Annotated in this window: 30 protein-coding genes and 1 tRNA gene; 20 read left to right on the forward strand and 11 right to left on the reverse strand. The window is 60.5% G+C overall.

The window, feature by feature from the left end:
- Positions 1-105: 105 nt before the first annotated feature.
- Genes PRI8871_RS03160 through PRI8871_RS03190 form a run of 7 tightly spaced genes read left to right on the forward strand, consistent with a single transcriptional unit; the run spans position 106 to position 6,974 of the window.
- A complete protein-coding gene (locus PRI8871_RS03160; RefSeq protein WP_108884721.1) occupies positions 106-870 on the forward strand; it encodes an SDR family NAD(P)-dependent oxidoreductase in 765 nt (254 codons plus the stop codon).
- A 9-nt stretch (positions 871-879) separates the two neighbouring features.
- Complete coding sequence (locus PRI8871_RS03165; protein ID WP_108884722.1) at positions 880-1,647, forward strand: crotonase/enoyl-CoA hydratase family protein; 768 nt, start codon at positions 880-882, stop codon at positions 1,645-1,647.
- A 4-nt stretch (positions 1,648-1,651) separates the two neighbouring features.
- Positions 1,652-2,143: a MarR family winged helix-turn-helix transcriptional regulator gene (locus PRI8871_RS03170; protein ID WP_108884723.1), complete on the forward strand. Its 492-nt coding sequence runs from the start codon at positions 1,652-1,654 to the stop codon at positions 2,141-2,143.
- The gene (locus PRI8871_RS03175; RefSeq protein ID WP_108884724.1) at positions 2,140-3,951 is read left to right on the forward strand and encodes a feruloyl-CoA synthase; all 1,812 of its coding nucleotides are present in this window, start codon (positions 2,140-2,142) and stop codon (positions 3,949-3,951) included. The genes PRI8871_RS03170 and PRI8871_RS03175 overlap by 4 nt, the downstream gene beginning before the upstream one ends.
- 55 nt (positions 3,952-4,006) lie before the next feature.
- The gene (locus PRI8871_RS03180; RefSeq protein ID WP_108884725.1) at positions 4,007-4,882 is read left to right on the forward strand and encodes an amidohydrolase family protein; all 876 of its coding nucleotides are present in this window, start codon (positions 4,007-4,009) and stop codon (positions 4,880-4,882) included.
- A 57-nt stretch (positions 4,883-4,939) separates the two neighbouring features.
- Positions 4,940-6,523 carry an acyl-CoA dehydrogenase family protein gene (locus PRI8871_RS03185; RefSeq protein WP_108884726.1) on the forward strand — a complete coding sequence of 528 codons (1,584 nt, stop codon included), beginning with the start codon at positions 4,940-4,942 and terminating at the stop codon, positions 6,521-6,523.
- Complete coding sequence (locus PRI8871_RS03190) at positions 6,513-6,974, forward strand: DUF3237 domain-containing protein (RefSeq protein WP_108884727.1); 462 nt, start codon at positions 6,513-6,515, stop codon at positions 6,972-6,974. The genes PRI8871_RS03185 and PRI8871_RS03190 overlap by 11 nt, the downstream gene beginning before the upstream one ends.
- Before the next feature lie 173 nt (positions 6,975-7,147).
- Here PRI8871_RS03190 and PRI8871_RS03195 read toward each other — a convergent pair whose 3' ends face one another.
- The 3 genes from PRI8871_RS03195 to PRI8871_RS03205 form a co-directional block, all read right to left on the reverse strand.
- Positions 7,148-8,779 (reverse strand): alpha-D-glucose phosphate-specific phosphoglucomutase, encoded by a 1,632-nt coding sequence (locus tag PRI8871_RS03195; RefSeq protein ID WP_108884728.1) that lies wholly within the window; start codon positions 8,777-8,779, stop codon positions 7,148-7,150.
- A gap of 231 nt (positions 8,780-9,010) precedes the next feature.
- On the reverse strand, positions 9,011-9,412 hold the full coding sequence (locus tag PRI8871_RS03200; RefSeq protein ID WP_108884729.1) for a hypothetical protein: 402 nt from the start codon (positions 9,410-9,412) through the stop codon (positions 9,011-9,013).
- Positions 9,413-9,454: 42 nt separating this feature from the next.
- Positions 9,455-10,657 (reverse strand): pyridoxal phosphate-dependent aminotransferase, encoded by a 1,203-nt coding sequence (locus PRI8871_RS03205; protein ID WP_108884730.1) that lies wholly within the window; start codon positions 10,655-10,657, stop codon positions 9,455-9,457.
- Positions 10,658-10,722: 65 nt separating this feature from the next.
- Here PRI8871_RS03205 and PRI8871_RS03210 point away from each other — a divergent pair, with 65 nt between their 5' ends.
- From PRI8871_RS03210 to PRI8871_RS03220, 3 genes are all read left to right on the forward strand, one after another.
- The gene (locus PRI8871_RS03210) at positions 10,723-11,142 is read left to right on the forward strand and encodes a helix-turn-helix domain-containing protein (protein ID WP_245897756.1); all 420 of its coding nucleotides are present in this window, start codon (positions 10,723-10,725) and stop codon (positions 11,140-11,142) included.
- The gene (locus PRI8871_RS03215) at positions 11,139-11,402 is read left to right on the forward strand and encodes an FAD assembly factor SdhE (RefSeq protein WP_108884732.1); all 264 of its coding nucleotides are present in this window, start codon (positions 11,139-11,141) and stop codon (positions 11,400-11,402) included. The genes PRI8871_RS03210 and PRI8871_RS03215 overlap by 4 nt, the downstream gene beginning before the upstream one ends.
- An 88-nt stretch (positions 11,403-11,490) precedes the next feature.
- The gene (locus PRI8871_RS03220; protein WP_108884733.1) at positions 11,491-11,988 is read left to right on the forward strand and encodes a MarR family winged helix-turn-helix transcriptional regulator; all 498 of its coding nucleotides are present in this window, start codon (positions 11,491-11,493) and stop codon (positions 11,986-11,988) included.
- Here the strand turns inward: PRI8871_RS03220 and PRI8871_RS03225 are convergent.
- From PRI8871_RS03225 to PRI8871_RS03245, 5 genes are all read right to left on the reverse strand, one after another.
- Positions 11,982-12,698 (reverse strand): DUF1194 domain-containing protein, encoded by a 717-nt coding sequence (locus tag PRI8871_RS03225; RefSeq protein ID WP_108884734.1) that lies wholly within the window; start codon positions 12,696-12,698, stop codon positions 11,982-11,984. The genes PRI8871_RS03220 and PRI8871_RS03225 overlap by 7 nt on opposite strands.
- Positions 12,695-13,390 carry a DUF1194 domain-containing protein gene (locus tag PRI8871_RS03230; protein WP_108884735.1) on the reverse strand — a complete coding sequence of 232 codons (696 nt, stop codon included), beginning with the start codon at positions 13,388-13,390 and terminating at the stop codon, positions 12,695-12,697. Before PRI8871_RS03230 ends, PRI8871_RS03225 begins: the two co-directional genes overlap by 4 nt.
- Positions 13,384-13,812 (reverse strand): VOC family protein, encoded by a 429-nt coding sequence (locus tag PRI8871_RS03235; protein WP_108884736.1) that lies wholly within the window; start codon positions 13,810-13,812, stop codon positions 13,384-13,386. Before PRI8871_RS03235 ends, PRI8871_RS03230 begins: the two co-directional genes overlap by 7 nt.
- Positions 13,813-13,882: 70 nt before the next feature.
- A complete protein-coding gene (locus PRI8871_RS03240; protein WP_108884737.1) occupies positions 13,883-15,247 on the reverse strand; it encodes a porin family protein in 1,365 nt (454 codons plus the stop codon).
- An 18-nt stretch (positions 15,248-15,265) separates the two neighbouring features.
- A complete protein-coding gene (locus tag PRI8871_RS03245) occupies positions 15,266-16,369 on the reverse strand; it encodes a hypothetical protein (RefSeq protein WP_108884738.1) in 1,104 nt (367 codons plus the stop codon).
- 203 nt (positions 16,370-16,572) lie between these two features.
- On the opposite strand from PRI8871_RS03245, the gene thyX reads away from it, so the two are divergent.
- From thyX to PRI8871_RS03285, 8 genes are all read left to right on the forward strand, one after another.
- Positions 16,573-17,478, forward strand: coding sequence for an FAD-dependent thymidylate synthase (gene thyX, locus PRI8871_RS03250; protein ID WP_108884739.1), 906 nt, complete (start codon positions 16,573-16,575; stop codon positions 17,476-17,478).
- An 83-nt stretch (positions 17,479-17,561) separates the two neighbouring features.
- Positions 17,562-17,807 carry a type II toxin-antitoxin system HicA family toxin gene (locus PRI8871_RS03255; RefSeq protein ID WP_108884740.1) on the forward strand — a complete coding sequence of 82 codons (246 nt, stop codon included), beginning with the start codon at positions 17,562-17,564 and terminating at the stop codon, positions 17,805-17,807.
- A complete protein-coding gene (locus PRI8871_RS03260) occupies positions 17,804-18,316 on the forward strand; it encodes a type II toxin-antitoxin system HicB family antitoxin (RefSeq protein WP_108884741.1) in 513 nt (170 codons plus the stop codon). The genes PRI8871_RS03255 and PRI8871_RS03260 overlap by 4 nt, the downstream gene beginning before the upstream one ends.
- Positions 18,313-18,750, forward strand: a complete 438-nt coding sequence (locus tag PRI8871_RS03265) for a hypothetical protein (protein ID WP_108884742.1) — start codon at positions 18,313-18,315, stop codon at positions 18,748-18,750. The genes PRI8871_RS03260 and PRI8871_RS03265 overlap by 4 nt, the downstream gene beginning before the upstream one ends.
- A 123-nt stretch (positions 18,751-18,873) precedes the next feature.
- Positions 18,874-19,188 (forward strand): HPF/RaiA family ribosome-associated protein, encoded by a 315-nt coding sequence (locus PRI8871_RS03270; protein ID WP_108884743.1) that lies wholly within the window; start codon positions 18,874-18,876, stop codon positions 19,186-19,188.
- Between the two features lie 106 nt (positions 19,189-19,294).
- Entirely contained in the window at positions 19,295-19,585 is a 291-nt protein-coding gene (locus tag PRI8871_RS03275) for a hypothetical protein (RefSeq protein WP_108884744.1), read from the forward strand.
- 109 nt (positions 19,586-19,694) lie between these two features.
- Complete coding sequence (locus tag PRI8871_RS03280) at positions 19,695-20,018, forward strand: hypothetical protein (protein ID WP_108884745.1); 324 nt, start codon at positions 19,695-19,697, stop codon at positions 20,016-20,018.
- A 73-nt stretch (positions 20,019-20,091) separates the two neighbouring features.
- Positions 20,092-20,883, forward strand: coding sequence for an inositol monophosphatase family protein (locus PRI8871_RS03285; RefSeq protein WP_108884746.1), 792 nt, complete (start codon positions 20,092-20,094; stop codon positions 20,881-20,883).
- Between the two features lie 68 nt (positions 20,884-20,951).
- Here the strand turns inward: PRI8871_RS03285 and PRI8871_RS03290 are convergent, their stop codons facing one another.
- Positions 20,952-21,323 carry a GFA family protein gene (locus PRI8871_RS03290; RefSeq protein ID WP_108884747.1) on the reverse strand — a complete coding sequence of 124 codons (372 nt, stop codon included), beginning with the start codon at positions 21,321-21,323 and terminating at the stop codon, positions 20,952-20,954.
- Entirely contained in the window at positions 21,320-22,066 is a 747-nt protein-coding gene (locus PRI8871_RS03295) for a rhomboid family intramembrane serine protease (RefSeq protein WP_108884748.1), read from the reverse strand. The genes PRI8871_RS03290 and PRI8871_RS03295 overlap by 4 nt, the downstream gene beginning before the upstream one ends.
- 95 nt (positions 22,067-22,161) lie before the next feature.
- Here PRI8871_RS03295 and PRI8871_RS03300 point away from each other — a divergent pair.
- Both PRI8871_RS03300 and xylB read left to right on the forward strand, forming a co-directional pair.
- A tRNA-Leu gene (locus tag PRI8871_RS03300) sits at positions 22,162-22,246 on the forward strand.
- Between the two features lie 124 nt (positions 22,247-22,370).
- Positions 22,371-23,822: a xylulokinase gene (gene xylB, locus PRI8871_RS03305; protein WP_108884749.1), complete on the forward strand. Its 1,452-nt coding sequence runs from the start codon at positions 22,371-22,373 to the stop codon at positions 23,820-23,822.
- Here the strand turns inward: xylB and PRI8871_RS03310 are convergent.
- Complete coding sequence (locus tag PRI8871_RS03310) at positions 23,816-24,721, reverse strand: zinc ABC transporter substrate-binding protein (protein WP_108884750.1); 906 nt, start codon at positions 24,719-24,721, stop codon at positions 23,816-23,818. The genes xylB and PRI8871_RS03310 overlap by 7 nt on opposite strands.
- Positions 24,722-24,749 lie beyond the last annotated feature (28 nt).

Genomic DNA, 24,749 nt, shown 5'->3' on the forward strand with positions numbered 1-24,749 from the left:
GTGGCCCGGTACGTCCGGGCCACCGACCCAAAAAACCGCGCGTTTTTTTACGCGTATAGATATGACGTATAACAGTTACGTCGCTCAGTTAACCGGAGGGAAACTATGCAGATTGCAGGAAATGCAGCCATCGTGACCGGCGGGGGCAGTGGCCTTGGTGCCGCGACCGCGCGCCGTTTGGCCGCCGAAGGGGCCAAGGTCACTGTTCTGGATTTCAACCTCGAAGGGGCCGAAGCCGTTGCCGAAGAAATCGGCGGCCATGCCTTCAAGGTCGATGTGTCCGATGCCGCGCAGGTGGATGCCGTCATTGGCCAAGCCGCCGAGGCCATGGGCCAAGTGCCGCGCATTGCCGTGTCTTGCGCCGGGATCGGCCTTGCGGGCCGGATCGTTGGCCGTGAAGGCAAGGACTCGATTGACGTGTTTGAACGCACGCTGAAGGTCAACCTGTTCGGCACCTATTACGTCATGACCCACGCGGCCAAGCGCATGGTGGAACTGGACCCGACAGACACCGCAGAGCGCGGCGTGATCATCAACACAGCATCCGTCGCCTATGAAGACGGCCAGTTGGGCCAAGCGGCCTATTCGGCGTCGAAGGGCGGCGTGGCCTCAATGTGCTTGCCCGCCGCGCGTGAATTCGCCCAGCATGGTATCCGCGTTATGGCGATTGCACCGGGTCTGTTCATGACCCCGATGATGAAGGGCCTGCCCGACGAGGTGACCGCCAAGATCACCGCCAACATCCCGTTCCCGTCGCGTCTGGGTGAGGCGGCTGAATACGGCCTGCTGGCCAAGCAAATCATCGAAAACCCCTACCTGAACGGCGGCACCATCCGTCTGGACGGCGCTGTGCGCCTTCCTCCGCGTTAAGGACGACCCATGTCTGACGACATTCTTAAGATTGAAATTGACGGCCCCATCGCCACGCTGACCATGAACCGCCCCGGCAAGCGCAACGCCATGTGCGATGAGCTGCTGCACGCTATCGACGGGTTCTTTTCGAACCCGCCCGAGGGCGTGAAAGTGGTGGTTCTGACCGGGGTCGAAGGGCATTTCTGTTCGGGCCTTGATCTGTCCGAGCACAAACAGCGCGATGCAGAAGGCACCATGCGTCATTCGCGCGGCTGGCATGCCGTGATGGAGAAGATCCAGTTCGGCGGGCTGGTTGTCGTGTCGGCCATGTTCGGCGCGGTCATTGGCGGGGGGCTTGAACTGGCCACCTCGACCCATGTGCGGATTGCTGAACCGTCGACCATTTTCCAACTGCCCGAAGGCCGTCGTGGTATCTTTGTCGGTGGCGGGGCAACCGTGCGTGTGGGCCGCATCCTTGGCCCGGACCGGATGGTTGAAATGATGCTGACGGGCCGCAAGTATGGCGCGGACGAAGGGCTGGCCCTTGGTCTGACGCATTATTCCGTGGGCGCGGGCGAGGCATTGGCCTTGGCGCAGGATCTGGCACGCAAGATCGCCAAGAATGCGCCGCTGTCGAACTATGTGATGATCCATGCGATCAGCCGCATTGGCGACATGTCCCAAAAGGATGGGCTGTTCACCGAAAGCCTGTGCGCAGCCCTGACGCAAACCAGCCCGGACGCGGTCGAGGGGCTTGCTGCCTTCCTTGAAAAGCGCGCCCCCAGCTTCGGGTAACGCTATGGCCGGATCTGACAAAATCGCCAAATTGCCCGGAACGCCTCCGGGGCGGATCAGTGATGAAACGCTGCGCCAGTTCATCGGGTACTACATGAAACGCGCCTATAACGTGATCCAGTCGGATCTGGTCAATGCGCTCAAACCCTATGAGCTGCGGCTGGTCACCTATTCGGCACTGGTCATCATTCACGACAACCCCGGCCTGCGGCAATCGCAGCTGGCCGATGTGTTGGCGATTGAGCGCCCCAATCTGGTGGTCATCGTGGATGAGCTGGAGCAGCGCGATCTGATCGTGCGGGACCGGTCCGCCGTGGATCGCCGGGCCTATGCGCTGCGGGTGACCAAGGCGGGGGCGGCGCTTTATGATGCTGCAACCAAGGCCGTCCAAGACCACGAAGACAAATTCTGTGCGGGGATGAGCCCCGAACAGCGCGCCACAGTGTTGGACGCGATGAATTCCATTTGGAACATGAAAACAGAGGCATCGTCATGAAACGGACCTCGCGGTTTCAGCCGCATGACGTCACGCGCACCCAGCGGGAAGACGGCACATTTCTTCTGACCTCGAACATCCCGCTTGGCCCGGTGGTCGAGAAAACCGGCGATTGGTTGCACCAGTGGGCGGATGAAGCCCCTGACCGAGTGTTCATCGCCGAACGCAGCGGCGCGGGCTGGCGCGAAGAAACCTACGCCGCCGCCTTGCAGCAGGTGCGTGCGATTGGTCAAGCGCTTTTGGCGCGCGGCCTTGGCCCCGATACGCCCATTCTGGTGATGTCGGGCAACGGCGTGGATCACGGCCTTCTGGCGCTCGCCTCGCAATATGTCGGCGTGCCGCTTGTGCCCGTGGCCGAGCAGTATTCGCTGATCCACGGTGCCCATGGCCGGTTGCGCCACGCGGTCGAACTGGTGCGCCCCAAGATGGCCTATGTCATCGACGCCGACCAATACGCCGAGGCGCTGGCGCTGGATTGTTTCGACGGGATCGAGATCGTCGCCACCCGCCCGCATGGTCACGCCGTAACGCCCTTCGCCGATCTGATGAAGGGCGATGCAGGCATAGATATCGACGCGGCCTACGCCAAGGTCACGCCGGACTCGGTGGTCAAGATCCTGATGACCTCGGGCAGCACCTCGGCCCCGAAGGGCGTGCTGACGACGCATAAGATGATGTGCACCAACCAGACCCAATTTGCGGATTCGCTGCCCTTCCTGCGTGAAACCCCGCCGCGTGTGGTTGATTGGCTGCCGTGGAACCACGTCTTTGGCGGTTCGCATAACTTCAACATGATGCTGGCCAATGGCGGCAGCTTCTATGTGGATGATGGCAAGCCGGTGAAAGGCCTGTTCGACCGGACGCTGGAAAACCTGTCGATGGTGACGGGGACGCTGTCGTTCAATGTGCCGGTCGGTTTTGGCATGTTGCTTGGTGCCCTGCAAAAGGACGAAACCCTGCGCCGCCGCTATTTCCAAGACCTCGACATGATCTTCTACGCAGGCGCGTCGCTACCGCAGGAAGTCTGGTCGGGCTTTGAGCAGATGGCGATGGAGATCAAGGGCGAGATCCCGCTGATGACCTCGTCCTGGGGGCTGACGGAAACCGCACCCGCCACGATGATCCAGCAGGAGCCGACGGAACGGTCGGGCGTGATTGGCGTGCCGCTGGCGGGTGTAACGCTCAAGCTGATCCCCGACAGTGAAAACCGCTGCGAAGTGCGTGCCAAGGGGCCGAACATCATGCCGGGGTATTACGAAAACCCCGAGAAGACCGCCGAAGCCTTTGACGATGAAGGCTTCTTCATCACGGGCGATGCGATGGCCTTCAATGATTTCGACGCGCCGAACAAAGGCATGCGCTTTGATGGTCGCATCTCGGAAGATTTCAAACTGCTGACCGGCACTTGGGTGCGCGCCGCAGCCCTGCGGGTTGAGATCCTGTCGCTCATGGCGCCCTTGGCGGCTGAGATTGTCATCACCGGTCAGGACAAGAACGAAATAGGCTGCTTCATCTTCCCAAGCCGCGATGCGCTGGCCGCAGAAGGCTATTCAGACGAAGAGGACAACGGCGCGCTGGTGTGCAAGCAATTGCTGGCCGAAATCCACCACCGTCTGAACGAACGGGCAGGGCGTGTGTCAGGCTCGTCCACCCGCGTCAGCCGTGCGTTGGTTTTGGCCGAACCGCCCAGCCTTGCCGATGGCGAGATGACGGCGAAAGGCAACCTGAACTACCGCAAGGTTCAAACCCGCCGCGCCGACTTGCTAGAGCGCCTTTACAGCGACGACGCAGGCGTTGCCCGCCTTTGATTGACCAAGCCCCCGGTGCGCCGGGGGCCCCATCCGAACATAACAGGAGGCCCCGATGGTCGACCTTACCAAGATCCGCGCGATCGACATTCACACCCACGCCGAAGAACCCTGCGGCTGCCATGCCGATGACGGCTATGACGATCTGCAAGCCACGATGGCCAGCTATTTCGGCGCCCCATGGAGCCACCCGCCCACCGTCCCGCAGACGGCGGCGCATTACCGCGAACAAAACATCGCGGCGGTGATCTTCCCCGTCGATGCGGAACGCGAAACCGGCTATCGCCGCTACAAGAACGAAGAAGTGGCCGAACTGGCCGCCGAAAACGATGACGTTCTGATCCCCTTCGCCAGCATCGACCCGCATAAGGGCAAGATGGGCGCACGTGAGGCCCGCCGCCTTGTCCGCGAATTCGGCGTAAAGGGCTTCAAGTTCCATCCGACCATGCAGGGGTTCTATCCCAATGACCGCATGGCCTATACGCTTTATGAAGCCATCGCCGAAGAAGGCGCGATTGCCCTGTTCCACACCGGCCAAACCGGCGTCGGCAGCGGCATGAAGGGCGGCAACGGCATGCGCCTGAAGTATTCCAACCCGATGTATATGGACGATGTGGCCGTCGATTTCCCCGACATGCCGATCATCCTCGCGCATCCGTCCTTCCCATGGCAGGAAGAGGCGCTGGCCGTGGCCCAGCACAAGCCCAATGTCTATATCGACCTCAGCGGCTGGAGCCCGAAGTATTTCCCGGAAATCCTAGTGAAATACTGCAACTCGATCCTGAAGAAGAAGGTTCTGTTCGGGTCGGACTGGCCGATGATCACGCCCGAACGTTGGCTGTCGGATTTTGAAAAGATCAACATCAAGGACGAAATCCGCCCCGATATCATCAAGAACAACGCTGCCCGCTTGCTGGGCATGATGGATTGATGCCGCTTGGCCCGGCGACCGCGCCGGGCCGGTTTCCCCATTTCAGGAGCCAGTGCTATGAAGCCGTATGCCGCCCCGCTTGACGATATTTTCTTCATTCTGAACCATGTGGCAGGCGCCCCCTCACTCGGGGAATATGACGCCGAACTGACGCAAGAAATCGCCGGTCACTTCGCGGCCTTCGCTGAAGGTGAGATTGCTCCGCTGGACGAGGCGGGCGACCGCATCGGTGCGCAGCTTCAGAACGGCCGCGTGGTGATGCCCGAAGGGTTCAAAGCCGCCTATGACGCCTATGTCGAACAAGGCTGGCAAGGTCTGACCGCGCCCGAGGATTTCGGCGGGCAGGGGCTTGGTGCGCTGAATATGGCCGTGACCTCGGAAATCCTGTCGGGCGCGAACCACAGCTTTCAGATGGTCGTTGGCTTGGTGCCGGGGGCAATCCGCACCATCCTCAACTTCGGAACCGAGGCGCAAAAGGCCGCGTATATACCGCCGCTGACCGATGGCTCCACGCTGGCGACCATGTGTTTGACTGAGCCGGGCGCAGGGTCTGATCTGGCCCGCGTGCGCTGCCGCGCCGTGCCCACCGATACCGGCTATGCCATCACCGGCGAAAAAATCTTTATCTCGGGCGGCGATCAGGATCTGAGCGACAAGGTGCTGCACTTGGTTCTGGCCCGCACATCAGACAACGGCATCAAGGGCTTGTCCCTGTTCCTGTGCCGGTCGGAAAAGGCCGATGGCACGCGCAACGCGGTCACCGTCACCCGGATCGAGGAAAAGATGGGCCTGCACGCCTCGCCCACCTGCCAATTGGCGTTTGACGGGGCCGAGGCCGAGCTGATCGGCCAAGAGGGCAAAGGCCTGATGGCGATGTTCACCCTGATGAACCACGCCCGCGCCGATGTGGCACTGCAAGGCGTGGCCCATGCCTCGCGCGCTTATGACGTGGCCTCAAACTACGCCAAAGACCGTGTGCAAGGCCGCAAGGATGACGGCTCGCCCGCCAAGCTGACCGACCACGCCGATGTGCGCCGGATGCTCGACGAGATCGACGCGATTGCCCTTGGTGGTCGCGCCATGGCGCATTTGTCCTTCGTGACGATGGAAGGCGAAAGCAACCCGGCGCTGCTGGAATTTCTGACGCCGGTGGCCAAGGTCTATTGCACCGATGGCGGGATGACAGCCGCCGAACTGGGCGTGCAGGTGCTGGGCGGCTACGGGTTCTTGCAGGAATACCGGCTGGAGCAAACCTACCGCGATGTGCGTATCACCGCGATCTATGAAGGCGCAAACGGCATCCACGCCCGTATGCTGGTCACGCGCCTACTGCCGGGGCCCGAGGCTGAGGCCTTTGCCGCCTTCCTTGCCGCCGAAGCGCCCGAAGGCATCGCAACCCTCTGGGATGACACCCGTAAGTCCGTGCTGGTCCAATCCGACGCAACGCCGCTGGCCCATGACTTTATGCAGCTGACGATTGAATGCCTGCTGCTGGCGCTTTGGACCCGCATCGTGGCGCAAGCCGAGAACCACCCCGACCCCGAGCGTATCCGCCGCGTCGGCACCATGGCCCTGAAACGCGGCGCAATTCGCGCCAAAACCGCAGCGCTCTTTGTGACTGAGGTCGCCGATGCTGCCTGAACCAAAGCTAGAGCTGATCATGGAGCTGGAAGTGTGTCTGGATCCCATCATCGAGATGGGACCAGGCCGCGCCGGCCTGCGCCGGATCATCCCCATAATCGGCGGCATCGCCAAGGGGCCAAAGATCAAAGGTAAAATCCTGAACGTCGGCGCGGATTGGCAAACAATCTTTGCCGATGGCAATGCCGAACTGGTCGCCCGCTATGCCGTCGAAACCGATGACGGCGCAGTGATTGAGATCGACAATCGTGGCTTCCGCAATGGCCCCGCCGAGGTACTGGCCCGCGTCGCCAAAGGCGAGGATGTGGACCCCGCCGACTACTACATGCGAACCATTGCCCGGCTAGAGACCAGCCACCCGGATTATTCTTGGGTCAACAAACGCGTCTTTGTCGCAACTGGCGCCCGCCTTGCTGGCGCGGTGCACATCGCCTTCTACTGCGTGGAATAAGGCACTGGCACGCAGCACCTAGCGCCTCCTGTCCCCTTCATCTTTCCCATAAATACTCAAAAAATAAACGCGGCGCTTAGGGCAAACGCCGCGTTTGCGTATTTAAGAAAGAGAAGAAGCAGGGGACCAGCGCCCTGAGGCCCCAGCGTTGGACGCCAAAGCGGCGACCGACTTTAGGTGCGCACGTCAGGGTCAGACCGGCCGGTGTGGCGGGCGATCCCGGCCAGCGCATCGGCGGCGGCGATGATATCGGCCAGCGCCTCTTGCGGGTCGTCCTGCATCTTGGCGGGGTCTTCCTCGACCCGTTCCAGGTACACGCGCAATGTCGCGCCTTCGGTGCCGGTGCCGGACAGGCGCATGACGATGCGACCCCCGCCCGAGGTGCTGATCCGCAAGCCCTGACCTTCACTGCGCGAGCCGTCGATGGGATCGTCATAGGCGAACTCATCCGCGGCCGTGACGGTCAACCCGTTGGTTTCGGTGCCGGGCAAGTTGGCGAGCTTGCCGCGCAATTCGGCGACCAAGGCATTGGCGGCGGCGCTGTCCACGGCTTCATAGTCGTGGCGGGAATAGTAGTTGCGGCCAAATTCGGCCCAGTGGTCGGCCAAGATCTCGGCCACAGACTGTTTACGCTCGGCCAGAACGTTCAGCCAGAACAGCACCGCCCAGAGCCCATCCTTTTCGCGCACATGGTCCGAACCAGTGCCGGCGCTTTCTTCGCCGCAAAGGGTGCAGCGGCCTGCGTCCAGCAGGTTGCCGAAGAACTTCCAGCCCGTTGGGGTTTCGAATGCGTCGATGCCCAGTTTCGCGGCCACGCGGTCGACCGCTTGGCTGGTGGGCATGGAGCGGGCAACGCCTGCGAGGCCTTTGGCATAGGCAGGCACAAGCGTCGCATTGGCGGCCAGTACGGCAAGGCTGTCGGAGGGGGTGACATAGGCCCCTTTGCCGACGATCATATTCCGGTCGCCATCGCCATCGGATGCCGCGCCGAAATCGGGTGCATTTGCGCCGAACATCACATCCATCAGATCCTTGGCCCAGATCGGGTTCGGGTCCGGGTGGCCGCCGCCAAAGTCAGGGGACGGAACAGCATTGACGACCGACCCTTCGGGCGCGCCCAGAGTGCCTTCGAGGATCGCTTTGGCATAGGGGCCCGTGACGGCATGCATGGCGTCAAAGCGCAGGGTAAAGCCGCCTGCGATCAAGGCACGGATTTTGTCGAAGTCAAAGATTTCGGCCATCAGATCGGCGTAGTCGGCGACGGGGTCGATCACTTCGATTTCCATCGCGCCAAGCAAGGTTGTGCCGAGGGTCGACAGATCCACGTCCTGCGCCTCAAGGATCTTGTATTCGGTCAGGGTTTTGGTGGCGGCAAAGATCTTGTCGGTCACGCCTTCTGGGGCGGGGCCGCCGTTGCCCATATTGAACTTGACGCCGAAATCTTCCTTGGGGCCGCCGGGGTTGTGGCTGGCCGACATGATGATGCCGCCATCGGTTTTGTACTTGCGGATCACGTTGGAGGCCGCAGGCGTCGATAGCAGCGCGTTCTGCCCGACGATCACCTTGGCCGCGCCCGAGGCCGCCGCCATGCGTAGGATCACCTGCGCTGCGCGGTCGTTGAAGTAGCGGCCATCGCCCCCAAGAACCAGCGTTTTGCCAGCCACGCCGCCAATGCCGATCCAAATCGCTTCGATGAAGTTTTCCAGATAGTGGGGCTGCATGAACACCGGGGTTTTCTTGCGCAGGCCCGAGGTGCCGGGTTTTTGGCCTTCAATCGGCTGGGTCTGAACGGTGGTGACGGTCATGACTGCTCCTGTCTTGCGGCGGGCGTTGTCGCCCTTGCCTTGTTGGAATATTCAAACGCTTGGGGGCGACATTGGCCCCGTTTTACATTCTTGGCGCAACCTTAGCGGTTGTCCGGGTAGATTTTGCGACAGGGTCGTGACGGAATTGTGTAATCGGCCCCGGCGCAGGGCCATGCTTGCGGCAGAACGGCCAATCGTCAAACCGAAATCTGTGTTGCCGGGGCTGGCGCGTTACTTCTGGATCAGGCGGTCTGCCTTTTTACGCACCAGAATCGTGCGCAGGTCGTGCATGGCCAGCAAAAGCTGATCGGTCACCGCATCCAGCTGTTCTTCGGTGGCGCGTGATTGCACCCATTGGGCGGTCAGGTTCATGTGATCGACGGCGCGCAGAATGTCGTCCACTTCCCGCTGGGCGAGGGTGTCTTGCCGGTCGCGCATCCACTTGCGGATGGCGCGGGTGTCGTCATCGGTCAGTTCGGTATTGCCATGCGGTTTGATATCGCCGCTGCGTACATTGACCACGGCGATCTGATCCAAATCGATCCGGCGTTGGCGGTTTTCCGTTCCGACACGGAAGACAGCAGCGCCGTTTTCGCGGATGCGGAAGTAATAGTCCGGCAATTCGTTCGACATTTTGATCCTTTCTGGCCCGCCCCTTGGGGCAGGCGCGGCAGTTCAGGTCAGCGCCGCGCAGAATTTGCGGATGCGCTGGCAGGCTTCGGCCAGAAGGTCATCAGAGGTGGCATAGCTGATGCGGAAGTTCGGGCTAAGGCCGAAGGCCGCGCCAAAGACGACAGCCGCGCCGGTTTCTTCCAGCAGGGCCTTGGCGAAGGTTTCATCGGTGTCGATCAGCGTGCCGCCGGGGCTGGTTTTACCAATCAGGCCCGAGATGTCGGGGTACACATAGAACGCGCCTTCGGGCACCGGGCAGGTGACACCTTCGATGGCGTTCAACTGCTCAACCACCAGATCGCGGCGGCGGCGGAACAGCGTAACGTTGTCTTTCAGGAACCCTTGCGGGCCGTTCAGCGCCTCAACTGCGGCCCATTGGCTGATGGTGCAGGGGTTGGATGTGGATTGCGACTGAACCTTGCGCATGCCGGTGATCAGATGTTCTGGCCCGCCCGCATAGCCGATGCGCCAGCCGGTCATGGCATAGGCCTTGGACACGCCATTGACGGTCAGGGTGCGGTCATACAACCCCGGTTCGATCTGCGCAGGCGTGCAGAATTCGAACCCGTCATAGGCCAGATGTTCGTACATATCATCCGTCATCACCCAGACATGCGGGTGACGCATCAGAACATCGGTCAGGGCCTTCAGCTCGTCTCGGGTATAGCCCGCGCCTGTTGGGTTGGAGGGCGAGTTGAAGATCAACCACTTGGTTTTCGGGGTGATCGCCGCCTCTAGCTGATCGGCGGTCATCTTGAACCGCGATGCGACCGAGGTCAGAACCGGCACAGGCGTGCCGCCCGCCATCAGCACCATATCGGGATAGCTGACCCAATAAGGGGCGGGGATAATCACCTCATCGCCGACGTTCAGCGTGGCGATCAGCGCGTTGAACAGCACCTGCTTGCCCCCGCCCGAGATCGTGACTTGCTTGGGCGTGTAGGTCAGGCCATTTTCGCGCAGGAACTTGTCACAGATGGCCCGCTTGAGTTCCGGCATACCATCGGGGGCGGTGTATTTCGTTTTCCCCGCATTGATTGCCGCAATCGCAGCGGCCTTGATGTGGTCCGGCGTGTCAAAGTCAGGCTCACCGGCCCCAAGCCCGATCACGTCATGCCCGGCGGCCTTGAGTTCCTGCGCCAAGGTGGTCACTGCGACCGTGGGCGAGGGTTTGATGCGCGCAATTGTGTCTGACAGAAAGGCCATGGGGTCACCGGTTTGAAGTATAACGCCGCATGTCTTAGGGTGCGCCCGACATCGGATCAAGCGATATGACGCGGAAGGACCCTGATATGAATAGCGATGGCAGCGACTGGTTCAGCCCTGAGGCAGCCACTTTCGGCGATCGACTGGCGGCGGCCCGAGATGCGGCGTCAATGACGCAGGCGCAACTGGCCAAGCGGCTGGGCGTGAAGGCCGCGACCATTCGCAGCTGGGAAAACGACCTGTCCGAACCCCGCGCCAACCACCTTTCGACGATTGCGGGCCTTCTCAATGTCTCGATCATGTGGTTGATAAACGGCGAGGGTGAGGGCCTTGATGCCCCGGACGATGCGGGGGCACTGACGCCTGACGTTTTGGAAATCCTCTCAGAAATTCGCGATCTGCGCGCGCAGTTCCGGGCCTCGGCGGAAAAGCTGGGCCGCTTGGAAAAGGCGCTGCGCATGAAATTGAAAGATCAGGTAGAATGACCGAGACCAAAGAGATCCGTATCAAACGCCTTGCCATGCGGTCCATGCGCCGTGGGATCAAGGAAATGGACATTATCCTATCGCGCTATGCCGACCAGAAGCTGGCGGAAATGTCCGAGGCAGAGATGGACCGCTATGAGGCGTTGTTGTCTGAAAACGATCAGGATTTGTACCAATGGGTTTCGGGCCAGATCGAACCGGACGCCCAGCACAAGCCCTTGATTGACGACATCAAAGCGGTGGCCTGTTCCCCGAAATAGAGCGGATTTTATCTAGCTGCTTCGTATTTAACTGATTGTTTTGTGTTTTCTCCGACTGTCGCCTGTGATCGGAACAGCGGAGATCGACATGAGCATCCATTCCGCAATGGGGCGGAGCCCGGAACAGGGCTACATGACCACTTACCTAGAGGCGCTTGCCTTGGTAGAGCGGTTGCATCGACTGTTGCTTGACGTCATCAAGGATGAGTTTGAGCGACTGGGAATTATTGAAATCAACGCGGTTCAGGCCCTGTTGTTGTTCAATATCGGCGACAACGAAGTGACGGCGGGCGAACTGAAGACCCGTGGTTACTATCAGGGCAGCAACGTCAGCTATAATCTGAAAAAGCTGGTGGATATGGGCTATATGCACCACCAGCGCTGCGAAATTGACCGCCGGTCCGTCCGGGTGCGTCTGACGCCGAAGGGGCGGGAAATTCACAAGATCGTCGAACAACTGTTCGCGCGTCACGCCGACGGGTTGGAAAGCCGGGCGGTGCTGGATTTGGACGGGCTGGATCATATTACCGCGTCTTTGCGCCGGGTCGAACGGTATTGGACGGATCAAATCCGTTATATCTATTGATCCAGCGCCGAAAACAGCGGGCCTTGCAATTCACGCAGCAGTTTGCGGACCATCGCGGCCTCAAAATCGTCAAAGCCCTTTGCCGCTTCGACAAAGGCCTCGGGCCCGGTGATGACATAGGCGGTGTAATAGGACCAAAGGTCTTCGGACCCGGCTTGCACCGGCCCATTGCGGCGGCGCGCGGGGGCGCCAATGACAAGGCCATTGATGGTAATGCCATTGGCATCGGCTTGGCCGCGTGTATCTTGCGGGCGCGGCCCGGTGTTCGAAGGCCCGTCGCCAGACAGATCCAGCGTGCGCTTGGGGCAATCGGGCTGCAATGCCAACAGTGCCACGCCATAGGTCATGGCGGCCCCTATGGCGGTGGACGGATCACCAATCAGGCGCGGGGTTTGGCGGATGATCTGGGTCAGGGCGGCCAGATCCTCAAATGTGGCAATCTCAGCCCACGGGGCGATCACCCGTTGCAGGCCGGGGCCGCTCCATTCGAACAGGGACAGGCGCACAGGGGCATCCGGCCCCGCCAGCAGCGCCGCAACGACATCTGGGTGCTGCAAGGCATTGGCCATACCGTTCAGTTGCAACTGGTATTCGGTGCTGTCCACCGATCCCGACACATCCATCCCAATGGCCAGCGCCTGCCGGCAGGCTGCATGGGCGGGCAGGGCAAGGGCGCAAAGGGCGGCGGTCTGGGCGAAGCGCAGGATCATCCCGGATACTCCGTCTGGCCTGTGGCACCCAGCACCATCGGGCGGATTTCGCGGATCAGCTTGCGGGTCATTGCCGCGCGATACCCGGCATAGCCTTGCGCGGTTTCCAGAAATGCACCGGGGCCGTGCAGGACTTGGCGTTGATAGTACCGCTGAACCTGCGGGTCGGTGCCAAGCACGGCCAGCCCGTTTACCGTCACCTCGGCAAAGGGGTAATGGCGATAGGCTTCGGTCGGGCCGAAACCATCATTGGTCACACCGTCGCCGGACAGATCAATCACCGCCCGATCACAGCGGGGGCCGTCCCGCAAATAGGTCGCGCCAAAGCCAAGGGTGTATCCCATTGCGGTCGGGAAATCGTCATAGGATCGGGGCGCGGTGGCCAATCTGCGCTGAATTCCCGCGATGTCATCGGGCCCGCGCACCATGGTCCAATCGACAATGACATTGTCTTTGTATCGCCCGCTCCACTCATATGCGGCGATGGCGACGGGCGGGCCTGTGTCCAGCAGGGCGGCGATCACCTCGGGGGTGGCCAGCGCGGCGGCGATCCCGTCCCGCTGCAACCGATGCTCCGCAGCATCGACCGATGACGACACGTCCAGCGCCAATAACAGCGCCAGACGGCAGGCCGACTCGGCCCATGTGGCCACTAGGCCAAGCGGTAAGGCAAGGGCAAAAGCCCTTACCAATGACCGATGTTTTCCATGCTGGTCCAAGGTTCCGCGGGCTCCAGTGCATCGCCTTGCTGCAACAGTTCGATCGACACATTGTCAGGCGACCGGACAAAAGCCATGCGCCCATCGCGCGGTGGGCGGTTGATGGTCACGCCGTTGTCCATCAGGAATTGGCAGGTTTCGTAAATATTCGGCACCGAATAGGCCAAATGGCCAAAGTGGCGGCTGTCCGACGGCAGGCCGTCATCGCCGTCCCAATTGTAGGTCAGTTCAACCGGGCAATCCTCTTGGCCTTCGGGGGCCATGAACAGCAGGGTAAAGCGGCCACCTTCGTTGTCGATCCGGCGGGTTTCGCGCAGGCCCAGCAGTTCATAAAATTTGATCGAGGCGTCCAGATCTTTGACGCGGACCATGGTGTGTAGATAGCGAACCGGCATTGGCAACTCCTCCTGTTAGCGCTTGCGTTGTGACGCACAGTACCGCGCGGAGCAGGAAAGTCGAGCCGCCTTAGAACGCGGATCGGATGCCCATGAAGACGCCGGTTTCGTCGCTGTTATACAGCCCGATGTTTGAATCGGTGACCGAGTGTTTCAGCGTGACGCTTGGCACAAAACCGTAATATTCGATCCCCGCCATGGTGGCCGTGGCGCCAAATGTCGTGCGGAAATCTTCGCGCGGGCCCGCCGAATAGGGGGTCGCGTCGTAGTGTCGATAGCCGCGCGCGGCTTCAAACGAAAGGTAGGTGGATTTGATCGGCTTGCCCAGCGACAGGCGGGCGCTGATCTCAACATCCGAATAATCCATGAAGGACGCATCGGACCGGCTGCGCGTGCCGGACAGCGCATAGCGCAGCGTGTTTTGGCCGATCTTGGTAACAAAACCAGCCTCGGACGTCAGAATGCGGGCGTCTTTGCGCCCGTTCAGGCCCTGTTGCCATTGATGGTCAAGGCTTCCAGTCACGCGGTTGCCAGACGTCAGGGGCAGGGTGCCATTGAGCCCAAGGGTCAGGCTGCGGGTTAGGGGTTTGCCCGCGTACCACGTCTGGGCAAGGCCAGACGACAGGCCGATTTCGGCCCCGGCATCCGATACGATCCGGTCATGGTTCAAGCCAAAGATCAGGCTGGTGCTGGCAAAATCGCTGCCCTTGGCGGTGGGTGCAGTTTTTTTTGCCTCGGACGACAGCTGATAGGTTCGGTGCGAAATGCCCGCCGACAAGACCCAGCGCGCGGTTTGTGTTTCGGCAAAGTTGAAGCGTGTTGTCACGCCGCCCGAAATTTCGGTACCCGACAGGGCCAGCGCCGTGCCTTGCAGGGTAAACTCCGGCAGTCCTTCGATTTTAAAGGTCGCGTTGCTGGACCCGCCGTTCAGGTTTGAGGTCGGCGCGACATTGAACGACAGGGTCGTCGTCCATGGGTTTTGGAACTTCACCAGACGGAAATCTTGCAAGGCGCGTTGCTTGGCTTGCGGCGAATGGGCGTGCTGGGCGGCGCGGCGAAGCCACAACTGTGCAAGCGATCGGCGTTCCTGCGCAGCGAGCGCCTGCGCCATGGCCAGCGATGCCGCGTATTTCTCGACATCCTCATCGGCCAATTTCCAGGCGCGGCGGGCGAATGTCTGGGAGTCTTTGGCGCGGCCCATTTCCTTGGCGGCGCGGGATGCGATCAGCAGGGCATTCAGGTCATTCGGGTCACGTTCCAGCAGGCGCTGCGTTATGGCGGCGGCCTGTGCGGTATACCCGGCATTCACCGCATCAGCGGCGATGGCGCGCATTTGATCTGCGGTAAACGTGCCGCTAAGCGTGGTGCCCTGCTGCGCCGCAACCGGCCCTTGTGTCAGGGCCAGTGCGGTGATGGCGGCGATAACAAAACGCATGGTGCCCCCCGGCGCCTGTTACTGACGATAGACGATGAACCCGCCGGTTTCCTGATAGGTGGTGCCATCGACCCAGTAGTTGTCGCCCTCGGTCACTGCGATCCCGACGATTTCTTCGGCATTGTCGCCGGACATAATGGCGTAATAAGTGCCTTCGCCTTCGGTGGCGATGGTCCCATCGGTGAAGGCCAGAAGCGAGCCGAGCCCTTGCAACAGTTCCCCATTGTCATCCGCGACACCCGGCGTCACCACTGGCGTGACGGTCGGCAGAACGAGGTTGCCGCTACCATCGGTGCGGCGCACCGCTGCGGCCGAACCTGCCGCATCAATGGCCGAGTAATAATTTGCCGTCACGTCATTGCCGTTGATATCCAGCAAACGACGGTTTGAGATGAACAGGGCAACACCTTGCTGGTCGTCGTTGAAGTCTTTGAAGTCGATCAGCATTTCCGCATCGCCATCGACATAGTGCAGCCCGGACACGCCATCGTAGACACGGATGCCCGAATAATCGCCCCGATAGATGGCGTCGCCCTCGGTCGGCATCACCAGCCTGACCGTATTGCCTGCGTCATCAAATTCGTTGCGCTGATAGATGAACCCGCCGAACCCGTAGCCCGCATAGCTGCCCGACCGGATGATCGCGAATTCCGACGCCCCGCTTGTCGAACGGCCATAGATCGCGCGGTAGGTGAAAGTATTGATCGTCGTGCCGGTCACCGGGTCGACCGTGGTGTTGTCGGCCTCATAGACCGCGAAAGATCCGATCTGGCCGATGGTGTTCTGCGCCCCGGCCGTATTGCCACGCACATAGCTGTTGTCGCCATCGAAGGGCAGGTTGTCGACGTTGAATTCGTCCTGACCTTGGTCATTATTGTAGGCGATGTTCATCGCATAGCCGCCGGTGCTGTCCTCGGTCTGGGTTTCATACCGGACAATGGCCGAGTTCGCGGAGGCGTTCGTTGTGCCCGACGGCAGGTTGCGCGTCGTGGTGATCGGCGAATTGGTGGTCGTGCTGCCGGTCGTCGTTGTCGTCGCGGTTTCAGCGGTTTTCAGCGGATTGCCCCCGCTACAGGCGGTCAGAACGCCAAGCGCTGCAAAAAAAGCCAATGTGCGGGTCATATCCTGCCTCGATGCCTGCTAATATCTTTCGTGATTTTTCCTGAAAATCCGCAGGTGGGGCAGGAAAGTCAACAAAAAGCGGTAAGCTCTTCAGGAATTTGGCGGCTTTGCGGCGAAAATACCTCCACCCGATCTGGTGGTGTGGTCACGGGGTTCAACAGGATATAGTTTAAGGGCTCCAATCTTGTGCCAGAGGATTCGCCATGCCAATCACGCCCGAGCAACAGGCCGATATCGACGCCCTTCGCAGCCAGACCAGCCAGACCCTGCGCGCCACCGTGCCGGGCATCGAAAAGCACCTGTATTCGGCGATTCCTGTGCTGGATCATGGCTTTGTCCGCGTGATCGACTATATGGGCGACGACAGCGCGATCTGTCAGGCGGCCCGCGTGTCTTACGGCAAGGGCACCAAGTCGGTGCAGAACGACGAAGGCCTGATCCGCTACCTCATGCGCCACTGGCACTCGACCCCGTTCGAGATGTGCGAGATCAAGCTGCACGTCAAACTGCCCGTCTTCGTTGCCCGTCAGTGGATCCGCCACCGCACCGCCAACGTCAACGAATACTCGGCGCGCTACTCGATCCTTGACCGCGAATTCTACATTCCCGCACCCGAGGCGCTGGCCGCGCAATCGGTCGTCAACAACCAAGGCCGCGGCGAGGCCCTGAGCGGCGAAGAGGCCGACCGCGTGCTGCGCTACCTGCGCGACGACGCCATGCGCGCCTACGACCACTACGAAGAGATGATCTCGCAGGACGGCCAGCAGGGCCTTGCCCGCGAACTGGCCCGCATGAACCTGCCCGCCAACATCTACACCCAATGGTACTGGAAGGTCGATCTGCACAACCTTCTGCACTTCCTGCGCCTGCGTGCCGACGCCCACGCTCAATACGAAATCCGCGTCTATGCCGAGGCGATCTGCGAGGTCGTCGCCGACTGGGTGCCCTTTGCCTTCAAAGCCTTCGAAGACTACCGCATGGGTGGCGCGACTTTGTCCTTCACCGCCCTTGATTGTGTCCGCCGGATGCTGAAAGGTGAAGAGGTCACTCAGGAGAATTCCGGCATGTCCAAAGGCGAGTGGCGGGAGTTTATGGGGGTTATTGGGTGAAAATGGCAGGCGCTTCTTCACATTTTTGTTGAAATCTTGCCATTTTGAAGTCAGTAACTATTGTTAGTTACAAGAGAGTCTGGATGACTAAGCGCGATAAGTCTATTGAGCGGTTCCTGAGTTGTCCTAAGGACTATGAGTGGCGAGAGCTGGTGAAACTTTTGCAGGGGTTTGGTTACGAAGTTCGGGAAGGTAGTGGATCCCGGAAAAAGTTTCGTTGCGCGGGGCGAGCGGATATTTGTTTGCATGAACCGCATCCGAAACCAACGGTCAAACTCTACATTTTGCGCTTAGTGCGCCATCAGTTGCAAGAAGAGGGTCTGCTTTGACGCAGTTGAAATATAAGGGCTACATTGGCTCAACCGAGGTTTCGGTCGAAGACGGAGTAGTTTGGGGAAAGCTTCTTCACATTAGGGACTTGGTTACCTACGAGGCGGAGAAGGTTGAGGATCTAACGGCTGAGTTCCAGTCGGCGGTTGATGATTACCTTGAGGATTGCAAGAGCGATGGACGAGAGCCTGACCGCCCCTTCAAAGGGGCGTTCAATGTTCGTGTTGGAGAAGACGTTCATAGAAGACTTCAAGAAGAAGCTCAAGCAAGTGGGAAAACACTAAATGAACTTGTTGCTCAAGTTCTCACACGGCACACAGATTTCTCCTCAGGCCTCAAACGGGCGGAATGGGCTCCAATCCCAATGCTTTATCTTATGAACAAGGATAAGAGCGGTAAGTTCTCTGTAGTGGAGAACACCCTAAAGGGAGGTTCTCTTTTCCAGTCTGTTTATGCCTCTCGGTCCTCAAGTTACGTTGAGCAATATCCGCCTAGGAAGATTCAATGACTGAATTGGTGCAATACTCGGTAATCCTTTGCGAGGAGGTTAGGCGAGAAGCGCACGGGGCGGCCATTCTTATTGGCGTCACGCCTTCAGGGCCAGAGGTTGACGACAAGGCAGGTACCGACGTCGCTCGGATCGCTATCTATGTCGAACTAGTTGTGGATGGATTGTTTAACGGATCAGTTGATTTGCGCCTGATTCATGAAGCAGATACAAAGGCAATCTTGGAGTCTGATTTCGTTGTAGACATGTCTTCAAGCGTTGCTTCTGATTTCGAAGTCGAATTGAAGGAGGCGCAAGGCAGTTTGGTTATTGTTGTTAATAAAACTGAACTGCATTTTGCAAAGTCTGGAATGTATCGTGTTGAGTTAAGGCTGGGTTCTACTGGTGCTTATCGTACATTGCGTGAATTTGTATTCCCAAGCGCGCAAGAATAGCCGGACGGCACCCCGCGCCGCACCCCCAACCCCCACCAAAACAAAAAACCTTGCCCCCCTTGCGCCAGATCAAACGCGGCATAGCTGACTCTCGTATAGCCTGAAAAAAACAAGGAGGCTCAGATGCATATCCAGATCAACACCGACCACAACATCCATGGGGACGAGCGCCTCGCCGAGGTGTGCGAGCAGATCGTCAGCGATGTGATGGCCCCCCTGTCCAAGCGCCTGACCCGCGTCGAGGTGCATCTGAAGGACGAACGCGGCCCCAAGGGTGGCGAGGATATTCGCGCCACGGTTGAGGCCCGCCCCGAGGGCCTGCGCCCCTATGCCGCCCATGCCGATGCCTCGGACATCCCCCATGCCGTCAAAGCCGCCGCGAAAAAGCTGCGCCACCGGCTGGAGGATGAGTTCAGCAAACTGGCCGATCACCACTAGGCCAAGTGCCACATGAACCAGCGCGCGGCCCTTTCGGGCCGCGTATTTTTTGCGCCACGGCCAAATCTGTTGGGGAAATTGTCATAAATCTGTTACACTGAGGGGTATGAGAGTCATTCTTCCCCTTCTGCTGATCCTCGCCGCCCCGGCCTATGCCGGGTCGTCCTTCTCGGACGCGATCTGTTTTGAAACGCAGGCCATGAAGCAAAAGCTGACACGCCAAATGGGCGCGACGCAACGCGCCATGGGGCTGCGCAGCCCCGATGAGGTGCTTGAGGTCTGGATCGACGGGGAGGGCGAATGGACGATGGTCATGACCTATGCCTCGGGCCGGTCCTGCATCGTCGCCATGGGCGAGCATTGGAGCGAGGCCGCACTGCCACAGGATCCGGCGTAGGTTTGGGTTTTTCACCTGATCTGCCGTGAATAAATTGACTTGGCCCGCAAGGGTGGTAGCTTTAACAGCAACAGACACAACACATTGCGCAATCATCGGGGGTTCCACGATGCGATTTACGCCCTTTTTCGCCGCGGCCGCTTTGGCCTTGTCCGCAAACTCTGCCCTTGCTTGGGGCGACATTTATATGGGCGATGGCACGAACAACCCCAATAGCGGCCAGATTTACGCCTATCCGACCAAAGCCAACTACTGCCCCGCTGGCCTTCAGCCGGTGGTCGTGGGCGGGGTGATCTGCTGCGGCACACCGACGGCGCCGGGCTATGGCGATCACACGCTCGCGCCCAAGGCCGTGTACAAGAAAAAGACCTATAGCGCCCCGGCACCGCGCATCTATGCACCGGAAGGTGTCAAAGGCGTTATCTATCGCTAACCTCCTTCGGGCTTGGCAAACGGGGGCAGGCCGCGTATACGCGCGGCCTGATCGTATTTAGGAGCCTCGGGTCATGCAGGGCAGCGCAAACCTCAACATCATGATTAAGGCGGCCCGCAAGGCGGGTCGTTCGCTGGTGAAGGACTTCCGCGAAGTCGAGAACCTGCAGGTGTCGATGAAAGGTGCGGGCGACTTTGTCAGCCGTGCCGATATCGAGGCCGAACGTATTCTGAAAGAAGAACTGCTGGGTGCGCGTCCGACCTATGGTTGGCTGGGCGAAGAGGGCGGTTCGCAAGACGGGCAAGACCCGACGCGCCGCTGGATTGTCGATCCGCTGGACGGCACGACCAACTTCCTGCACGGGCTGCCGCATTGGGCGATTTCCATCGCGCTGGAACACAAGGGCCAGATCGTGGCGGGCGTCGTGTTCGACCCGGCCAAGGACGAGATGTTCTATGCCGAAAAGGGCGCAGGTGCCTGGCTGAACGACTCGCGCCGTATTCGTGTGTCGGGCCGTCACCGCATGATCGAGTCGATCTTTGCCACGGGGGTTCCTTTCGCCGCCAAGAAAACCCTGCCTGCCACGATGCGCGACCTTGCGGCCTTGATGCCGGAATGCGCGGGCGTGCGTCGGTTTGGTTCAGCCGCGCTTGATTTGGCCTATGTCGGTGCTGGCCGCTATGAAGGCTATTGGGAACGTGAGCTGAACATCTGGGATGTGGCCGCGGGCTACATTATCGCGCTGGAGGCCGGAGCGCTGATCGAGGGCGTTCGCCAAGATCAGGATCCGCTGGAGAGCGGTTCGATCCTTTGCGCGAACAACCAGATTTTCGGCAGCTTCGCCAAGACCATCCGCAACGCCTGATTGGGGCTTTGCCCCGGCCGCGCTGATGCGCGGCCTCCCCAGGATATTTTAGGTCAGAAAATACCAGATTAGGGCGTTTGGTCTGACGGATGGTTCACGCCATCGACCCAGCCAATATCGTAGTCGCGCGGGTTGATGCCCTCGAGCGCGCCAAGGTTCACGCCATATTCCAGCGGGTTCGATCGCCGTTGATGGTGCGTGTAGATCCCGCAGGTTTTGCAGAAATAATGCCGCGCCGTGTTGGTGCCGAATTGGTAGAGCGTCAGATTCTCGGCCCCTTTGGTGACGGCAAGCCCCGCCAAGGGAACGCTGACGGCTGCCGCGCCGCGACGGCGACAGAACGAACAATCGCAGCGGCGCATGGTTGTCAGATCGGCGGGCGGCATGAGCAGCGTCAGCTCAACGGTGCCGCAGTGGCAAGTCAGGTGGCGTGTGGTCATTTGCGGCGTGTCACTTTCGGAATAGAGGTTTTGGCCATCGGGTATTTGGCTTCGGGGTGGGGCGGATGACCTTCGGTGCGAGTCCAGTATTGGGTGGCGCCGCGTTTGATCCAGACCGGGACCATGATGATCAGCCCCGCGAGAAACCCGCCCGCGTGGGCCCAATAGGCCACGCCGCCATCCAGCGACGAAGATCCGACGCTGTTGATCAGCTGCATTCCAAACCAGACCATCAGGACGATCCAAGCCGGAATCGGGAAGATGCGGAAGAAGATCACAAAGATGATCAAGACATCGACCTTGGCCTTTGGGAACATCAGAAGGTAGGCCCCCATCAGTCCGGCAATGGCGCCCGATGCACCAACCGTTGGCACGGGCGACATGGGGCCAGATGCATATTGGGCGAGCGCGGCGGCGATGCCGGACGCGATGTAAAAGGCGGCAAAGGGCAGGTGGCCAAGCTCATCTTCGATATTGTCGCCGAAGATGAACAGGAACAGCATATTGCCCGCCAGGTGCATCCATCCGCCATGTAGGAACATCGAGGTGATCAGCCCCGCCGGGTTTTCCCCCGCCGAGAACCGCGCCGGGACAAAACCCCAATCATAGTAAAACTGACTGAGGGCGCGGGCGTTGTCGTAAAGCGGCAAGGCCCACAAGAAGATCGCGATGTTCGCCGCGATCAGCAGGTAGGTAACATAGGGCGTGCGCCCCGAGGGATTGTGATCACGTATTGGAAACATGCGCTCACCTTGGACGAAACAGGGACGCGGTCAAGCAAAAGCGAAGTGGTATCCCACTTTACACCTGTGTCCCATTGGGTATGGTCGCGGCGCTGGCCCGCGTGGTGGAACGGTAGACACAGGAGACTTAAAATCTCTAGGCCCTAGGCCGTGCCGGTTCGAATCCGGCCGCGGGCACCAGCAAAGCAGAGGGCCTTCGCCATCAGCTTGACAGAGCGGCGTTTTTTGGGCCTTTGTTCGCGGCATGGGCGTTTGCTCATGTTGGCGGTTTTGGACCGCAGGGATGATTATGGGAGGCGCCCGCATGAGTTTTCTAGGGATTGATCTTGGCACGTCTGGTCTTCGGGCCTTGTTGATGGATGCAGACGGCGCACCGATTGGCGCGGTCGAGAGGCATTATAGTGTGTCCAACCCCAAGGGCGGTTGGTCTGAACAGAACCCGGCGGATTGGGTCGCGGCGCTGGATGGCGCGGTCGACGAGCTGCGCAAGACATGCCCGGCCTTTGCGAACCTGCGTGGAATCGGCGTGGCCGGTCACATGCATGGCGCGACCTTGCTGGATGAGACAGGGGCGGTGCTGCGCCCGTGCATTTTGTGGAACGACACCCGCGCGCATGTCGAGGCGGCGGCGCTGGATCATACAGATCAGGTGCGCGAGCTGAGCGGGAACATCGTCTTTCCCGGCTTTACCGCGCCGAAACTGGATTGGGTGCGCAAGCATGAGCCCGAGATCTATGCCCGCGTGGCCAAGGTGCTGCTGCCGGCGGCTTACCTGAACTATTACCTGACCGGTGACTATGTGTCCGACATGTCGGATGCGGCGGGCACATCTTGGCTGGACGTTGGCGCGCGCGATTGGTCGCCGACGCTTTTGGCGGCGGGCCATATGCGGGCCGATCAGATGCCGCGCGTGGTCGAAGGCAGCGACAAGGCCGGAACCTTGCGCGGCGATCTGGCTGCCAAGTGGGGCGTTGGTGCAGATGTCGCCGTTGCGGGCGGCGCGGGTGACAACGCGGCGGCCGCGTGTGGGATCGGTGCGTTGCAAGAAGGGCAGGGGTTTGTCTCGCTCGGCACTTCGGGTGTGATGCTGGCCGCCCGCGATGGCTATGCACCTGCGCCGGAAACGGCAGTGCATACTTTCTGTCATGCGGTGCCGGGGCGTTGGTATCAGATGGGTGTCATGCTGTCGGCGACCGATAGCCTGAACTGGTTGTCGCGCATCACCGGCCAGAAACCGGCTGAGTTGACAGGTGCGCTTGGCGCCACCTTGCGCGATCCGGGTCGGGTGCGGTTCTTGCCGTATCTGTCGGGTGAACGCACGCCGCACAATGACGCGATGATCCGCGGGAGCTTTACCGGCCTTGGGTCGGACACGGGCCGCGATGAGCTGACGGCGGCGGTTCTGGAAGGCGTGGCCTTTGGTCTGCGCGACAGTTTCGATGCGCTGTCCGCGACTGGTGCGCAGATTGATAGCCTGATGGCCATCGGCGGCGGCGCGGCATCGCGCTACTGGTTGCGTTTGATCGCGACCATTCTAGGCGTGCCGCTGACTTTGCCGGGCGGTGGTGAGTTTGGCGCGGCGCTGGGTGCTGCGCGTCTTGGGTTGACGGCGGCCACCGGCGTTGCCCCGGATGAAGTGATGCACGCCCCTTCCGTCAAGGAAACGATTGAGCCGGATGCCGCCGCGCAGGCCCAATGGGCCGAAGCGCACGCGGCCTTCCGCGCGGCCTATCCGGCGATCCGATCGGTTCAGTGATCGCTTGTACAATCCAGAATGCTGTCGGCCATGGCCGACAGCGTCTCGACGTACAGTGTAAGTCCCGGTTCGAACCCGCCGCCAAGCGGGTCAATCGTCACCAACGGCACCGCATCCCCGTAAATCGACTGCGCCAGCTTGGCCGATTGCTGCGGTTCGATCAGCACACAATCCACGTTGTCCGCCGCGTTTTGCAGGTCGGATAGGCGTTTGGGGCCGGGGGCCTGCGCATCGCTGGCGGCAATCGCACCGACAGAATGCAGGTCAAACCGCTGTTCGAAATACTGGTACGCATCGTGCAGCGGCAGGATCGCTGCATTTTGCGCCGGTTCCAGCCTTGCGTACAGTGTAAGTTCCAGCGATTGCAGCGCTGCCCGCGCGGTTTCGGCATTGCTGGCGTAGCGGGCGGCATTGTCTGGGTCGAGCGCCGAGAGCTGCGCCGCAATCGCGGATAGCCAGACCTGCGCGTTTTGCGGATCAAGCCATGCATGGGGGTCGACACCTTCTTCGCCATGGTCGTGGTCGTGTTCTTTGTGATCACGTTCGTCAAACACGGCCTCTTCGCGCAAGTCATGATGCACGGTGCCGTCCACATCCAGCAGTTCCAGATGTTCGGCATTCGGGGCCAATGCCTCGGCGGCTTCTTCCAGCCACGGGGTCAGATCATGCGCGACCATGACAATCAGATCGGCCGATGACACCAACCGCGCCTGCGACGGGCGAAGCGCGAACCCATGCGGCGATGCCGCTCCACTGACCAACAGGTCGGGCGTTCCGACCCCGTCCATCACCTGCGCGACAAGCGAATGGATGGGGGCGATGTCGGTCACCACCTTCGGCGTGGCGTGCGCGGCCAGAGGCAGGGCAAGGGCGAGGGCGGTGAGAGAGGTCAGGCGCATGTCAGATCCATTCTTAAAATCGAGCGCT

This window comes from Pseudoprimorskyibacter insulae (assembly GCF_900302505.1).
Classification (GTDB): Bacteria; Pseudomonadota; Alphaproteobacteria; order Rhodobacterales; family Rhodobacteraceae; genus Pseudoprimorskyibacter; species Pseudoprimorskyibacter insulae.

Coding starts and splice junctions, on each gene's coding strand:
- PRI8871_RS03270 (WP_108884743.1), top strand. CDS start 18,874: ATGCATATCCAGATCAACACCGACCACAACATCCATGGGGACGAGCGC.
- PRI8871_RS03205 (WP_108884730.1), bottom strand. CDS start 10,657: ATGGCCTTTCTGTCAGACACAATTGCGCGCATCAAACCCTCGCCCACG.
- PRI8871_RS03165 (WP_108884722.1), top strand. CDS start 880: ATGTCTGACGACATTCTTAAGATTGAAATTGACGGCCCCATCGCCACG.
- PRI8871_RS03275 (WP_108884744.1), top strand. CDS start 19,295: ATGAGAGTCATTCTTCCCCTTCTGCTGATCCTCGCCGCCCCGGCCTAT.
- xylB (WP_108884749.1), top strand. CDS start 22,371: ATGAGTTTTCTAGGGATTGATCTTGGCACGTCTGGTCTTCGGGCCTTG.
- PRI8871_RS03245 (WP_108884738.1), bottom strand. CDS start 16,369: ATGACCCGCACATTGGCTTTTTTTGCAGCGCTTGGCGTTCTGACCGCC.
- PRI8871_RS03185 (WP_108884726.1), top strand. CDS start 4,940: ATGAAGCCGTATGCCGCCCCGCTTGACGATATTTTCTTCATTCTGAAC.
- PRI8871_RS03215 (WP_108884732.1), top strand. CDS start 11,139: ATGACCGAGACCAAAGAGATCCGTATCAAACGCCTTGCCATGCGGTCC.
- PRI8871_RS03175 (WP_108884724.1), top strand. CDS start 2,140: ATGAAACGGACCTCGCGGTTTCAGCCGCATGACGTCACGCGCACCCAG.
- PRI8871_RS03210 (WP_245897756.1), top strand. CDS start 10,723: ATGACGCGGAAGGACCCTGATATGAATAGCGATGGCAGCGACTGGTTC.
- PRI8871_RS03180 (WP_108884725.1), top strand. CDS start 4,007: ATGGTCGACCTTACCAAGATCCGCGCGATCGACATTCACACCCACGCC.
- PRI8871_RS03235 (WP_108884736.1), bottom strand. CDS start 13,812: ATGCCGGTTCGCTATCTACACACCATGGTCCGCGTCAAAGATCTGGAC.
- PRI8871_RS03285 (WP_108884746.1), top strand. CDS start 20,092: ATGCAGGGCAGCGCAAACCTCAACATCATGATTAAGGCGGCCCGCAAG.
- PRI8871_RS03290 (WP_108884747.1), bottom strand. CDS start 21,323: ATGACCACACGCCACCTGACTTGCCACTGCGGCACCGTTGAGCTGACG.
- PRI8871_RS03170 (WP_108884723.1), top strand. CDS start 1,652: ATGGCCGGATCTGACAAAATCGCCAAATTGCCCGGAACGCCTCCGGGG.
- PRI8871_RS03265 (WP_108884742.1), top strand. CDS start 18,313: ATGACTGAATTGGTGCAATACTCGGTAATCCTTTGCGAGGAGGTTAGG.
- thyX (WP_108884739.1), top strand. CDS start 16,573: ATGCCAATCACGCCCGAGCAACAGGCCGATATCGACGCCCTTCGCAGC.
- PRI8871_RS03310 (WP_108884750.1), bottom strand. CDS start 24,721: ATGCGCCTGACCTCTCTCACCGCCCTCGCCCTTGCCCTGCCTCTGGCC.
- PRI8871_RS03190 (WP_108884727.1), top strand. CDS start 6,513: ATGCTGCCTGAACCAAAGCTAGAGCTGATCATGGAGCTGGAAGTGTGT.
- PRI8871_RS03200 (WP_108884729.1), bottom strand. CDS start 9,412: ATGTCGAACGAATTGCCGGACTATTACTTCCGCATCCGCGAAAACGGC.
- PRI8871_RS03255 (WP_108884740.1), top strand. CDS start 17,562: ATGACTAAGCGCGATAAGTCTATTGAGCGGTTCCTGAGTTGTCCTAAG.
- PRI8871_RS03280 (WP_108884745.1), top strand. CDS start 19,695: ATGCGATTTACGCCCTTTTTCGCCGCGGCCGCTTTGGCCTTGTCCGCA.
- PRI8871_RS03220 (WP_108884733.1), top strand. CDS start 11,491: ATGAGCATCCATTCCGCAATGGGGCGGAGCCCGGAACAGGGCTACATG.
- PRI8871_RS03295 (WP_108884748.1), bottom strand. CDS start 22,066: ATGTTTCCAATACGTGATCACAATCCCTCGGGGCGCACGCCCTATGTT.
- PRI8871_RS03195 (WP_108884728.1), bottom strand. CDS start 8,779: ATGACCGTCACCACCGTTCAGACCCAGCCGATTGAAGGCCAAAAACCC.
- PRI8871_RS03225 (WP_108884734.1), bottom strand. CDS start 12,698: ATGATCCTGCGCTTCGCCCAGACCGCCGCCCTTTGCGCCCTTGCCCTG.
- PRI8871_RS03160 (WP_108884721.1), top strand. CDS start 106: ATGCAGATTGCAGGAAATGCAGCCATCGTGACCGGCGGGGGCAGTGGC.
- PRI8871_RS03240 (WP_108884737.1), bottom strand. CDS start 15,247: ATGCGTTTTGTTATCGCCGCCATCACCGCACTGGCCCTGACACAAGGG.